The organism is Planococcus beigongshangi, assembly GCF_016820495.1.
GTDB classification, from domain to species: domain Bacteria; phylum Bacillota; class Bacilli; order Bacillales_A; family Planococcaceae; genus Planococcus; species Planococcus beigongshangi.
Map to the genome: position 1 here is coordinate 633,024 of NZ_JADHDU010000001.1, position 14,225 is coordinate 647,248.

Annotated in this window: 12 protein-coding genes; 9 read left to right on the plus strand and 3 right to left on the minus strand. The window is 45.6% G+C overall.

Going from position 1 to position 14,225, the window contains the following annotated elements:
• The first annotated feature begins 83 nt into the window (after positions 1-83).
• Positions 84-1,250: an FtsW/RodA/SpoVE family cell cycle protein gene (locus IQ294_RS02945; protein WP_203332514.1), complete on the plus strand. Its 1,167-nt coding sequence runs from the start codon at positions 84-86 to the stop codon at positions 1,248-1,250.
• 15 nt (positions 1,251-1,265) lie between these two features.
• Positions 1,266-4,706, plus strand: coding sequence for a pyruvate carboxylase (gene pyc / locus IQ294_RS02950; protein WP_203332515.1), 3,441 nt, complete (start codon positions 1,266-1,268; stop codon positions 4,704-4,706).
• Between the two features lie 36 nt (positions 4,707-4,742).
• Here the strand turns inward: pyc and IQ294_RS02955 are convergent, their stop codons facing one another.
• Positions 4,743-5,654 (minus strand): COX15/CtaA family protein, encoded by a 912-nt coding sequence (locus IQ294_RS02955; protein WP_203332516.1) that lies wholly within the window; start codon positions 5,652-5,654, stop codon positions 4,743-4,745.
• 343 nt (positions 5,655-5,997) lie between these two features.
• Between IQ294_RS02955 and cyoE the strand changes: the two genes are divergently transcribed.
• The 7 genes from cyoE (at position 5,998) to IQ294_RS02990 (ending at position 12,587) form a co-directional block, all read left to right on the plus strand.
• Positions 5,998-6,915, plus strand: coding sequence for a heme o synthase (cyoE, locus tag IQ294_RS02960; RefSeq protein ID WP_203332517.1), 918 nt, complete (start codon positions 5,998-6,000; stop codon positions 6,913-6,915).
• Positions 6,916-6,962: 47 nt separating this feature from the next.
• Entirely contained in the window at positions 6,963-8,054 is a 1,092-nt protein-coding gene (gene coxB, locus IQ294_RS02965) for a cytochrome c oxidase subunit II (protein ID WP_203332518.1), read from the plus strand.
• Positions 8,055-8,087: 33 nt separating this feature from the next.
• Positions 8,088-9,977, plus strand: a complete 1,890-nt coding sequence (locus IQ294_RS02970; protein ID WP_203332519.1) for a cbb3-type cytochrome c oxidase subunit I — start codon at positions 8,088-8,090, stop codon at positions 9,975-9,977.
• Complete coding sequence (locus IQ294_RS02975; protein WP_203332520.1) at positions 9,964-10,590, plus strand: cytochrome (ubi)quinol oxidase subunit III; 627 nt, start codon at positions 9,964-9,966, stop codon at positions 10,588-10,590. The genes IQ294_RS02970 and IQ294_RS02975 overlap by 14 nt, the downstream gene beginning before the upstream one ends.
• Position 10,591: 1 nt before the next feature.
• A complete protein-coding gene (gene ctaF / locus IQ294_RS02980; protein WP_203332521.1) occupies positions 10,592-10,924 on the plus strand; it encodes a cytochrome c oxidase subunit IVB in 333 nt (110 codons plus the stop codon).
• A gap of 205 nt (positions 10,925-11,129) precedes the next feature.
• Entirely contained in the window at positions 11,130-12,053 is a 924-nt protein-coding gene (gene ctaG, locus IQ294_RS02985; RefSeq protein WP_203332522.1) for a cytochrome c oxidase assembly factor CtaG, read from the plus strand.
• Positions 12,054-12,125: 72 nt separating this feature from the next.
• Positions 12,126-12,587 (plus strand): DUF420 domain-containing protein, encoded by a 462-nt coding sequence (locus IQ294_RS02990; RefSeq protein ID WP_203332523.1) that lies wholly within the window; start codon positions 12,126-12,128, stop codon positions 12,585-12,587.
• A gap of 47 nt (positions 12,588-12,634) precedes the next feature.
• On the opposite strand, the gene ytvI is transcribed toward IQ294_RS02990, so the two are convergent.
• On the minus strand, positions 12,635-13,690 hold the full coding sequence (gene ytvI, locus IQ294_RS02995; RefSeq protein ID WP_203332745.1) for a sporulation integral membrane protein YtvI: 1,056 nt from the start codon (positions 13,688-13,690) through the stop codon (positions 12,635-12,637).
• A 149-nt stretch (positions 13,691-13,839) separates the two neighbouring features.
• Positions 13,840-14,205: a YugN family protein gene (locus IQ294_RS03000; RefSeq protein ID WP_203332524.1), complete on the minus strand. Its 366-nt coding sequence runs from the start codon at positions 14,203-14,205 to the stop codon at positions 13,840-13,842.
• Between the last annotated feature and the right edge of the window lie 20 nt (positions 14,206-14,225).

Genomic DNA, 14,225 nt, shown 5'->3' on the forward strand with positions numbered 1-14,225 from the left:
TAACATAAAATAGAAGGAAATTTCAAATTATAATATAGTTGGAATTCGTCGCTACCATCAATAAGATAAAATGAGGTATACATATGAAACAATACATAAAGCGGTACGCCGCTAATTTTGATTATTCCCTGCTTTTCGCTTATCTGGCATTATCCCTTTTCGGCCTCGTAATGATATACAGCGCCAGTATGGCCTGGTCAGTTTACCGGTACGGCTGGGAACCCGATCACTTTTTCAACCAGCAGCTTATAAATTTAGCATTGGCAATACCGGCTTTTATCGTGGGTGCCATTTTCCCGTACAAGCATTTCAGCAAGAAATGGATGATGATGTCCGTTCTGTTCGTCGTTTTCACCGGTCTTATCCTGGTGCATTTCATCGGTTATGCCGGAGGCGGAGCCCGCAGCTGGATCTATGTCGGTTTCGCGAGCATCCAGCCGTCAGAAATTGCGAAAGTCGGCCTCATCTTTTATTTGTCAGGTGTGTTTTCCAATAAATACAAAAAAGGGACAATCAATAAACTGAACGAATCGATCTTCCCGCCTGTGATAGTGCTGGCATTTGCTTTATTCCTTGTCTTCAGGGAACCGGATATCGGATCAATGGGCATTATCGCCCTTGTGGGGCTAAGTGTCATGGCTGCCAGTGGAATCCGCTTCGGCATGTTCATGAAATTGGCGGGGCTTGTTGCAGTAGCGGCGGCAATTTTCATTGTGCCCTTCATCGTTTTTGCGCAGGATATGATTTTTACAGAAAAACGAATGGGCCGTCTCGAGGCATTCTTGAACCCGTTCATCGATGAACTCGGTTTCGGCATGCAGATCGTCAATGGTTATCTTGCGATCGGGTCAGGGGGCATAGGCGGCCTGGGTCTGGGCCAGTCTATCCAGAAATTGGGCTATCTTCCGGAACCGCATACGGATTTCATCATGTCGATCGTTGCTGAAGAACTCGGCATCCTAGGGGTCGTTTTTGTTATCGGAGGGCTCGGGTTTATTGTACTGAAAGGCCTGTCTATAGCGATGACCACCAAAGATCCGCTTGCCCGTATGCTTGCAGCAGGCATCGCGAGCATGATTGGCATCCAGACATTCGTCAATCTCGGCGGCCTGTCAGGACTGATTCCTCTTACGGGGGTCACGCTGCCATTTATAAGTTATGGCGGAACGTCCGTAATTTTGTTATCGTTAGCTATGGGTGTATTGATGAATGTTTCAATGTTCCATAAATATGAAAAAACAAGAAAATAAGGGGTGTGCTGTATTGTGAAAAAGATCGAAAAGATTTTGGTAGCAAACCGCGGAGAAATCGCTATTCGGGTTTTCCGCGCCTGTACAGAACTGAAAATTCAAACAGTTGCAATTTATTCACAAGAAGACAGTGGATCCTATCACCGCTATAAAGCGGATGAATCATATTTAGTGGGAAAAGGGAAAAAACCGATTGATGCTTATCTGGACATTGAAGACATCATCCGCATCGCAAAAGATACTGGAACGGATGCGATCCACCCGGGATATGGCTTTTTATCAGAAAATGTGCATTTTGCAAGACGCTGCGAGGAAGAGGGGATCCTGTTTATCGGCCCGACTTCTGCCCATCTCGATATGTTCGGCGACAAAGTGAAAGCGCGTTCACAGGCGATCGCTGCCGGGATTCCTGTAATTCCAGGAACCGATGGACCAGTGGAGTCACTTGAAGAAGTGGAGGAATTCAGCAGGACGGCAGGGTTCCCGCTGATGATCAAAGCATCTCTCGGCGGCGGAGGGCGCGGTATGCGCATCGTCCGAAAACAGGAAGAATTGGCATCAGCTTATGAACGGGCAAAGTCGGAAGCAAAAGCGGCTTTCGGTTCCGATGAAATGTATGTAGAAAAGTTCGTTGAAAAACCGAAGCATATAGAGGTTCAGATCCTGGGTGACCAATACGGCAATATCGTCCATTTATATGAACGTGATTGTTCAATTCAGCGCCGCCATCAGAAAGTGGTGGAAATAGCGCCTTCAAATTCCATCAGCAAGGAGCTGCGCAATGAAATCTGTGACGCAGCAGTAAAATTGATGAAAAATATCGACTACATAAATGCGGGTACAGTGGAATTCCTTGTTTCAAACGATGAATTTTATTTTATCGAAGTGAACCCCCGCATTCAGGTGGAACACACGATCACCGAAATGATTACGGGCATCGACATCGTACATTCACAAATTCACATTGCGAGGGGCCATGACCTGCACGGAGACGTCATTTCCATTCCGTCACAGGATAAAATTCCGTTGTTCGGTTTTGCCATCCAGTCACGGGTAACGACGGAAGATCCGGTGAATGACTTCATGCCCGATGCCGGAAAACTGATGGTGTATCGCTCAGGCGGCGGTTTTGGCGTGCGTCTGGATACAGGAAATGCATTCCAGGGAGCGTTAATTTCACCGTATTACGATTCTCTGTTAGTGAAATTATCCACCTGGGCATTGACTTTCAAAGAGGCTGCAGGGAAGATGGACCGCAATTTACAGGAATTCCGTATCCGGGGCATTAAAACGAATATTCCTTTCCTTGAAAACGTCGTGAAGCACCCTAATTTCATCAAAGGTGATTTTGACACGAGCTTCATCGATTCAACACCGGAACTTTTCCTGTTCCCAGTGCGCCAGGACCGGGGCACGAAGCTTCTGAGCTATATCGGCAACGTCACTGTTAACGGATTCCCGGGAATCGAGAAGAAGAAAAAGCCGATCCATGCGGCACCAAGAAAACCTGAAATCGATCTGTTGACCACGCTGCCTCCAGGAACGAAACAGATTTTCGATGAACGGGGAGCAGAAGGGCTGGCAAAATGGATCCATGAACAGGAGGATGTCCTGCTCACAGACACCACTTTCCGCGATGCCCACCAATCGCTGCTCGCGACGCGCCTGCGTTCATATGATATGTTCGCGGTCGCAGAGGAAACGGCTCATTTGCAGCACGATCTTTTCTCAATGGAGATGTGGGGCGGGGCAACTTTCGACGTCTCATACCGTTTCCTGAAGGAAGATCCTTGGCACCGTTTGATCCGTTTGCGGAAACAGATGCCTAACGTTCTGTTCCAAATGCTGTTCCGTGGTGCTAATGCGGTGGGGTATAAAAATTATCCGGATAATGTCATCCGCGATTTCGTGCGGAAATCCGGTGAAGCCGGAATCGATGTATTCCGGGTTTTCGACAGCCTCAACTGGATCAAAGGCATGGAAGTGGCCATCGATGAAGTGAGGCAAAGCGGCAAAATCGCTGAAGCGGCGATTTGCTACACAGGCGATATTCTGGATCCGAGCCGGGATAAATATACGGTTCAATATTATAAAGATATGGCGAAAGAGCTGGAAGCATCAGGAGCCCATATTCTGGCTATCAAAGATATGGCGGGCCTCTTAAAACCGGAAGCCGCTTATCGGCTTGTTTCTGAACTGAAAGATACCGTTTCCTTGCCGATTCACCTGCATACGCATGATACAAGCGGAAATGGCATTTACATGTATTCAAAAGCGATCCAGGCAGGCGTCGATATCGTCGATACGGCACTGGGCTCCATGGCCGGACTCACATCTCAGCCGAGTGCCAATTCGCTTTATTATGCGATGAACGGCAGCGGCCGTGAAATTCGCATGGACATCAGAGCGGCTGAAAAACTATCGCATTACTGGGAAGATGTCCGCAAATACTACGGTGATTTCGAGAGCGGCATGAACAGCCCGCATTCTGAAATCTATGTGCATGAAATGCCCGGCGGTCAGTACAGCAACCTGCAGCAGCAGGCGAAAGCGGTCGGCCTCGGCATGCGCTGGGAAGAAGTGAAGGAAATGTACTCCCGCGTCAATATGCTCTTCGGGGATGTTGTCAAAGTGACGCCTTCCTCAAAAGTTGTGGGGGACATGGCATTGTTCATGGTCCAGAACGACCTTGATGAGAAAACGGTGATTACGCGCGGAGAATCGATCGATTTCCCTGAGTCGGTCATCGAATTCTTTGAAGGCTATATCGGCCAGCCGCATGGCGGATTCCCAGAAGAACTGCAGAAAGTTGTGCTGAAAGAGCGCAAACCGATTACGGTTCGCCCAGGCGAACTCCTTGAGCCGGCGGATTTTGATGAAATCAGCAAAATGCTTTTCGCCAAACTCGATCGCCCGGTGACCAGCCACGAGGTGCTGGCGTATGCCCTTTACCCGAAAGTGTTCGATGAATACACGGTCACCAATAAAACCTTCGGTGATGTTTCGGTACTTGACACGCTGACTTTCCTATACGGTATGCGTCTCGGTGAAGAAATTGAAGTCGAAATCCAAAAAGGGAAAACCCTCATCATTAAAATGGTATCCATCGGTGAAGCCCAAAAAGACGGCACGCGCTCGATATATTTCGAATTGAACGGGCAGCCTCGGGAAGTCTCCATTCTCGATATGACTGTTGAAACGGACAGTGCCGCCAAACCGAAAGCGGATCCGACCAATGAAAGCCATATTGCGGCAACAATGCCGGGAACTGTGTTGAAAGTGGTTGCTGAAAAAGGTGCTAGAGTAAAACGCGGGGATCACCTTCTCGTTACTGAAGCGATGAAGATGGAAACGACTGTTCAGGCGCCGTTCGATGGAACGATTTCTGAAATCTATGTAAGTGCCGCAGATGGCATTTCCACAGGCGATCTTCTAATTGAAATGGATCGGATATAAAAAAACAGCGGGCGCATCCGGATGCGCCCGCTGTTTTTATGATTTGTTGCTGCTGCGTGAAACTAAAAGCAGCATATAACACAAAAGTCCGAATAATAAACTGATGAAAAGGGAATGCAATAGAGCAATAGCAAGATTTAATTTTGTCAATACTACGAGCATGCCTGTCGTTGCCTGAAGCATGACGATAGTGAAGGCGATGATCCATCCCCAGTAGATTGCCCGCTGATCTTTATAATTCTTGATGGCATGCCACATGATGTATCCTATCCAGATGACGATCAAGCCGGCAGCTGCCCTGTGCCCCATCTGCACCCATTCATACATATTGGCTGGGAGCGCAAAGGAATCGTTCCGGCAGAGCGGCCAGTCTGAGCAGATCAGGCTGGAGTTCGTATGCCGGACCAGTGCGCCGGTATAGACGACGATATAGGAATATAAAAGAACACCGATGGTATGGAATTTCAACTTACTTCCGATGACCAGCTTTTCTGCGTCAAATTTACGGTCCACTTCAAATACGAGAAGTGTCAGCAATAGCACAGACGCAAAAGAAATGAGGGAGATGCCGAAATGAAGAGCGAGTATGAAGTCGCCTTGCCCCCATAAAACCTGTGCAGCACCGATCAGTGCCTGAAGTACAAGGAAGAAGACAGATGTAATCGCCAGGAATTTTGTTTCTCGCACATGTCCGAATTTTCTCCAGGCCATTATTGCGAGACCCACTATCAGAATGCTGACAGCGCCTGTTACAAGACGATGCGAGAACTCGATCAGGACTTCCGCTGTTATGACGTCGGGTATCAGCTGCCCGTTACAGCCTGGCCAATGGCGTCCACAGCCCATGCCGCTGTCTGTTTTAGTGACGAGTGCGCCGCCGAGCAGTATGAAGAGCATACCGATGGTCGCTGCGACTGCAAAAGCTTTTATGAATTTATTTTGCCGCAAGAATTTCACCTTCTTCTATATATAGATACATGTAAACGACCTTAACCTGCATACTCGATAATAGCGAAAGTGAGCTTAAAACACAACGGAAAATCAGTAATAGCGGAAACTTTCGATATTTGGACATATAAACTGCCGCCTTCACAAACTGTTCAAAATCTCTTCCTTTTCAATCTTAAAAATGAACTTGAGGTAAGGTATGATAGGAGGAGTGTAATGAGGCAAAAACACCGTAACCACAGCTTTTATCAGGAAATTTCAGTTATATGTAGAAAAACAGCCGGAATTTAGATATAGTTATGGTTAGCGGAATATGCTTACAACTTTGAAAGGAGGAGGTTAAATGTCAAACGGCCGGTCTCTGTCTGCAGAAGCAAACGGGACGACTGAAACCACGACCTTTGTCCAGGATTTTTTGGCACTTATAAAAATCGGGATTGTAAATTCAAACCTGATTACAGTATTCACTGGGCTTTGGCTGGCATTTCAGTTCTCTGGCAGGCATTTCCTGCAGCATTTGGACATCCTCGTCTACACCTTGGTCGGATCAGCATTGATCATAGCAGGTTCTGCTGCCATGAATAACTACATTGATACAGATATTGATCCGTTAATGGCGAGCAAAAAATCACGGCCAACGGTAACAGGGAGGTTTAAACCGCCTGCTGTTTTGGCACTCGCCATTTCTTTCATCGTTTTAGGCGAAATCTTTCTGTTCTCCGCTTCTGTTTCAGCAGGGTTTCTGGGAATTGCCGGAATTCTAGCGTATGTGGTCCTGTACTCCATGTGGTCAAAAAGGAAACATGTCAGCAATACAATTGTGGGCAGTATTTCTGGTGCCATCCCGCCGCTTATCGGCTGGGCGGCAGTTGAACCTGCACTGGGTGCAGGTGCCTGGGCACTGTTCCTGATCATGTTCATCTGGCAGCCGCCGCATTTCTATGCGCTGGCCATGAAACGGACTGAAGAGTACCGGGCAGCAAACATCCCGATGCTTCCGGTGGTGAAAGGTTTCCACCGGACAAAGAAATCCATGCTAGCATGGGTGGTCTTCCTTTTCCCATTACCATTCCTTTTGCCGGAACTGGGAACAGGTTTCTTCATCTTAGCAACGCTTCTGAATCTTGGATGGTTGATCCTTGCTATCCGCGGATTCAAAGTGGAAGATGATTTAAAATGGGCAAAAAGTATGTTCATCTATTCATTGAATTACATGACGATCCTTTTCGTCTCGATGATCATATTTGCTGTTTTTGTCTAAATACCAATACTTAAAAATTTTTTAATGAGAGAGGGGTAAGAAAAGCTATGATGAAAGGACTTACTAACTGGCGTCTTTTCGCTTTGATGACAGCATTGCTCGTCTTTCTATCGGGCTGCGGGCGTGAAGAGATTTCAACTCTGATCCCTGCCGGTAAGGTTGCACAGGATCAATTCAACCTGTTGTTGCTGTCTACTGCAGTTATGACTTTTGTAATTATTGTCGTAACGATCATCTTCGTATTGGCAATAGTGAAGTTCCGCCGTTCTAAATTAGGGGATGATATGATCCCTGAACAAGTTGAAGGCAGTGCCAAACTAGAGTTTATCTGGACTGCAGTGCCGATCGTACTACTGCTTATCCTTGCTGTTCCTACTGTCTATTCAACATTCGATCTGGCTGATGTAACGGCTATGGATTCGATAGACGAAGAAGGAAATCAAACAAGCCTTACTGTCAACGTAACTTCTTATCTTTACTGGTGGGAATTCGAATATCCTGAACAGGGTATCGTAACGGCTCAAGAGCTGGTAGTTCCTACTAACGAACGCGTTTATTTCAATTTAATCTCCGCTGACATCAAGCACTCATTCTGGATTCCTTCCATTGGTGGTAAACTTGATGTAAACCCTGAAAACGTCAACAAATTCTATCTTGAATTTGATAAAGAATCTGCACTTCTGGATGATGGCGTATACTACGGTAAATGTGCCGAGCTTTGTGGACCATCTCATGCTTTGATGGATTTCAAAGTCAAGTCCGTTGACCGCGAAGAGTTCGATCAGTGGGTAGCTTCCATGCAGGAAGAGCCGGAACCTGCTTCTGAAACTACTGCTCAAGCCGGTGAAGAACTATTCGGCCTTGAAGGTGCCAGCTGTATCGGCTGTCACGCAGTATCAGGAACTGCTCCTGCTGGAATGCCAGGTCCGAACCTTGCGACATTCGGTGACCGTAACCGTGTAGCAGGATTTATGGAACACACTGAAGAAAACATTAAAAAATGGATCCAGGATCCACAGAAACACAAACCAGGAAACTTGATGCCTGATGCTAAAACACTCAATGGTGGAGAAGACTTCACCGAAGAGGAATTGGATGCGCTTGCTGCGTATTTGATGAGTCTTTCTGTTGAGCAATAATAGCGTCAGAGTGTAAAAAGGGAGGTATACAGTGTGAGTTCTTTAGCTCAAAAAAAGGGAGTCGGCGCTATCATATGGGATTATCTGACAACAGTAGACCATAAGAAAATCGCGATCCTCTATCTTATCTCAGGCGGCATTTTCTTCCTTATCGGTGGACTGGAAGCAATGCTTATCCGGATTCAGCTGATGAAAGCTGGAAATGATTTCCTGAGTGCCGGATTATATAATGAAATGATTACAATGCACGGTACTACCATGATCTTCTTGGCAGCGATGCCGATATTATTGGGCTTTATGAACGCCGTTATGCCGCTTCAAATCGGAGCGCGTGACGTTGCATTCCCATTCTTGAACTCATTAGGCTTCTGGCTGTTCTTCTTCGGGGGAATTTTCCTGAACCTGTCATGGTTCATGGGCGGGGCACCTGATGCAGGGTGGACAAACTATGCTTCACTCGCACTTGCATCTGAAAGTCATGGGATTGATTTCTATGCGCTTGGACTAACGATTTCAGGTTTCGGTACGTTGATCGGTGGGATTAACTTCCTTGTAACGATCATCAATATGCGTGCGCCTGGTATGACGTATATGAGAATGCCATTGTTCACATGGACGACTTTTGTCGCTTCAGCCTTAATCCTTTTGGCTTTCCCTCCATTGACTGTAGGATTGTTCTTCATGATCTTTGACCGCATGTTCGGCGCGAATTTCTTCGTTGTCGAAATGGGCGGAAACACGATTATCTGGGAACACTTATTCTGGATCTTCGGTCACCCGGAAGTTTATATCTTGATCTTGCCGGCATTCGGTATCTTCTCTGAAATCTTTGCGATTTTCTCGAGAAAGCGCCTGTTCGGTTATACAGCTTTAGTATTTGCTACAATCCTTATCGGTTTCTACGGCTTCATGGTTTGGGCTCACCACATGTTTACAGTAGGTCTTGGACCGACTGCGAACGCAGTATTTGCCTTGGCTACCATGATTATCGCAGTTCCAACCGGTATTAAGATCTTTAACTGGCTCCTTACCATTTGGGGAGGAAGCATCAAGTTCACTGTTCCGATGGTATATGCTGTTGCTTTCATTCCGTCGTTCGTTGCCGGTGGTGTCACAGGGGTTATGCAAGCCATTGCTCCGCTTGACTATCAATTGCACGATTCTTACTTTATCGTTGCCCACTTCCACTACGTAATCGTAGGTGGGGTAGTTCTGGCAATCTTAGCTGGTGTGCACCTGTACTGGCCGAAGATGTTCGGAACTATGCTTAGTGAAAAACTTGGAATGGTGACATTCTGGTTCTTCTTCATCGGTTTCCACTTGACGTTCTTCATCCAGCATTTCCTTGGACTTCTTGGTATGCCACGCCGCGTTTATACATTCGGCGCAGACCAGGGCTGGGATTTGTTTAACGCGATCAGCTCAGCTGGCGCACTTTTGATGGCGATCGGTGTAATCGTTCTGCTTGTCAACGTTGTCATTACTACTGTTAAAAATGTACGTGTCGGCAATGACCCTTGGGAAGATGGCCGTACACTTGAATGGGCAATTCCATCACCACCGCCATTCTATAACTTTGCACAAACTCCATTGGTCCGTGGTCTGGATACTTACTGGATCGAAAAAATGGAAGGCAATAAAAAAGGCATGGTATACGCTGAGCCACTTGGTGATATCCATATGCCTAATGGTTCCATCATTCCGTTCATCATGTCATTCGGTATGTTTGTTGCATCATTCGGTGCGCTATACTTCCAGGATGATTCTAAACCTTGGACGCTGGCAGTTTTGATCATTGGTCTTGCGATTCTTTTCGGTTCCATGTTGGTCCGTTCATTGAAAGATGATCTTGGATTCCATATCACTAAAGAAGAATTGATGGAAGATCTTAAGAAAGGAGGCAACACCGATGGATCTAAATAAGCGATATACACCTCAATCCTGGCCGGATCATCCTGAAACGGCAACGCTTGAAGGTAAAAACAAGTTCATCGGTTTCTGGTTGCTTCTGGCTGCTGAAACTGTAACATTCGCTTCTCTGTTCGCCACTTATCTTGCCCTTAAAGACAGAGGGCCGAGCGGAATGGAATTTACATCTTCAGGATTATTTGAACTTCCACTTGTATTTGCGATGACGATGATTCTATTGACGTCTTCACTTACGAGTGTGTACGCGATACATCATATGAAAAACCATAATTTCAAGGCAATGCAAGCTTGGCTTGGTATAACCGTTTTACTGGGAGTTGTGTTCCTTGGACTTGAAATTTACGAGTTCAACCATTACGTTCATTTAGGTTTCGGTTACACTAACAGTGCTTTCAGTGCGGCATTCTATACGCTTGTGGGAACTCACGGTGCTCACGTACTTTTCGGACTCAGCTGGTTTATTGCATTGATGATCCGCAACTCAAAACGTGGACTGAATACGTACAACGCACCTAAGTTCTATCTTGCAGCATTATACTGGCACTTCATCGACGTAGTATGGGTCTTCATCTTTACTGTAGTCTATTTGATGGGAGCGATCAGTTAATATGGCACACGATACGACTGAAAAAATCAGATCACATGCAGAGCACGATTTTCTGAAGAGAAAAAGATCCGCAGAAATGCGCCATCAATTGACTTCATTCGCAATCATGATTTTCTTGACTCTGATTGCTTTTACGATGGTCGCAGCCGGATTCTCCACTTACCTGATTGTTCCAATCATCCTTTTGTTGGCCGGAGTTCAGGTAGTACTTCAGCTTTATCATTTCATGCACTTGAGCAATAAAGGCCACGGCATGGTAGCATTCTTCATGTTCAGTGGAATATTCGTCGCTTTCATCACGGTTCTGGCACTTGTCACAATCGTTTGGTGGTAAACAGACAGCAAAAAGCCCCTTCACATTTTGTGAAAGGGGCTTTTTTCCATTTTAGGACTTTACAAATCAGAGCATAAATGAAAACACTTGGATACTTGTGGGAGTAAAATTCAGTGCCACAATCAATTGTCATGATTCGTTCATTGATATGAAGGCGCTCACGCTATATAATGGGGGTACTTGAGGAAAAGGAGGTATGGTTGCCATGCCAATCAGCATTTTCGGATTTCAGGCTTTGTGGAGTCCGTATTTCTTGGGAGCCGTTGTCTTGATCACTCTTTTTTATTTTTGGGTAACGACCAAATGGAGAGGGAAATTTAAAGACAGTGAACCTTTACAAAAGAAAGAAGCTTTGCTGTTCGTTTCCGGAATGGCGTTGTTATATATCATCAAAGGATCACCAGTCGATCTTTTGGGACATATCATGTTCACGATGCACATGGTGCAGATGGCGTTCCTTCTGTTATTAGTTCCGCCACTGCTGATCATGGGTATTCCAACATGGCTGTGGAGATGGATTATCGACCTGCCAGTCGTTCGGCCGCTCTTCCTGTTTTTCACTAAACCGATGCTCGCATTGATCCTGTTCGGTCTGGCATTCTCCTTCTACCATTTACCGATGGTGTTCGATTTTGTGAAACAGGATATATGGCTGCATACTGCAATGAGTACGACCTTGTTCATCGCAGCAATTTTCTATTGGTGGCCATTGGTCAATAAACTGGAGGGCATGCATAAATTCCATGGCCTGAAGAAACTGGGATATCTGTTTGCCTTGAGTGTGCTGATGACACCAGCATGTGCACTTATCATTTTCAGCGATTCGGCATTTTATCAGACATATACGGACTCGGCTGCATGGCAGCAGGCGATGGCGTTATGTGTTCCGGCTGGAACGCTTGCTCAGCTGACATTATCAGGTCCAGAAATGTTTTCATCGATGTCGCTGGTCGAGGATCAGCGTACCGGTGGAATCACGATGAAGATTTTGCAGGAATTGGTGTTCTCCGTATTCATTTGGCTGGTGTTCTATGAATGGCTCCGCAATGAAAACGAAAACGCAGATGAAATCACTGCAAAAGTTATGCAGGATAGAAAAGATATGGCTTATCACCGGCATAACGGATAAAAGATGTGACTATCTTTATTTCAGCCGGAGTCTTACTGACCGTTGAATCGGGATTAAAGGGGATTGTATAAAATGGATTTACCGTTATTGCCAACAATCAGTACGTTCTTTATCGTATTAAGTGCTATCTTCGTAGCAATCGGCTGGAATCTGATCCGGCAGCGTAAAATCGAGGCGCATAAAAAGGTGATGTTATTGGCGGGTGCGTCAGCCCTGACCTTTTTCATCATCTACGCTTCACGCACCATATTTGTAGGAAATACCGCGTTCGGCGGGCCGGAGGAATACAAGATCTTTTATACGATCTTCCTGATATTCCATATAACCCTTGCGACAACGGGCGGTGTTATGGGGCTCCTGACCATCTGGCTTGGATTGAAGAACCGCTTGGATAAACACCGTAAAATCGGTCCATACACAAGTGTGATCTGGTTCTTTACCGCTATCACCGGTGTAATGGTATACCTGCTCTTATATGTGATTTACCAAGGCGGACCTACGACGTCCGTTTTCAAAGCAATATTGGGCAATTAAAAAGGAGAACCCATCTGGGGTTCTCCTTTTTTGCTGTCATTTGGCTGTCATATCTTAAAGTCGATTTTGATAATGCCTGCTTCGCGGGCAGAAGTGAACAGGATAACGATCAGCGGACCGATAAAGAATCCAAGGAATCCGATCAGCTGCAAGCCGATGAACATGGCGATCAAAGTGGCGAGAGGGGAAAGGCCGATATGCGAGCCCATCACTTTCGGTTCAACCGTACGGCGGATGATCAGAAGCACGAGTGCCAGTATGACAAGTTGTGTGCCCTGCGCAATATCGCCGGAGATGAATTCATAGATGAACCAAGGCGTCAGAACGATGATGGAGCCTAAAATCGGAATGAAATCGATGACCCAGATGAGCAGGGACATGACAATTGCCACTTCCGGCGCGATAAACAGCAGTGCTACAAATGACACAAGGAAAATGATGACACTCACAAGGAACTGTGCCTTCAAAAAACCGAAAATGACATTATTAAGCCTGGATGCCATGAATCGTACTTTCTCCGCTGTAGAATCCTTTAGCATACTGAAAAGAATTCTTTTCAGATCATCGAGGTCCAGCATGAAAAGGAATAGGGCTATCAGAAAAACGATGAAGCTGACAAGGAAAGAAGGGATGCCAGTCAACAGATTTGTGATGGTGTCATAATTGATGATGGATAGAATCCAATCCCGGACTTCTTCAAGAAAAAGGGCTAATTCGCTTTCAAAAGAAGTAATCACTTCGACTGGCATATCTTCGGATGAGCGCAGGAAGAAAGCTTGTATTTCTTCCCAGATTGCAGTTAAACCATTTATGTATTCGGGCATGTTTTGAGAAAATTGGATTATTCTTCCGATTAGATAAGTGACCGTCCAATACAGGAGTCCGGAAATGAGCAGCATAAAGACGATAAAAGCTGTTATGACTGCAGATTTTCGCTGCCATTTAAATCGCTTTTTCAAAAAGTCGACAAAAGGTTCAAGGAAAATGGCTGTAAGTAAAGCCAGGATCAGTGGAATCACGATCGGAATTATATAGATGGAGACAAGTACTATTAACGCGATAACAAGTATGATTGTAAAAGTTTTTTTATTCCACCACTTTATCACAATGAACCTCCCTAAATCTTTTTATAATTATTATATCAGTAGAAGTAAATAAAGATAAAGTTTAAAAAAATCCGCAGTTCATAATTGAACTGCGGGTTTTTCATGTGTCCAGAAGCTCCCTGCCCGGAACGGGCGTGACTGCTATTCTAGACTTGAATTTCAAATGCTTTTATTTCGGATTTGATCGTCGCTAAAATATCAGCGCAAGTTTTCAGAAGGTGTTCCGGGAAATGCTCATCTTCGCCGTATTCAACGCCGAATGGATAATAGTATTTACCGATAACCGGCTTCTTGACGATTACCGTTGCGTCGCCCGCATCGATGTCGCCTTCGACTGCATAAGCGAAAACGCGCAAGTAAAAGCGGCCTTCACGGACATCGAATTTACGGTCGAATGTTACACGCTCGTAATCCCATTGCCCTTCTTTGGTCATTCCGTGTTTAGCCATAATGTCTTGGAGTAAAGTAAAGTCTACTCGAATGTCCTCAAGTCCTGTATTTTCAAAATACATAGGATCTCCTCCTCTATCTA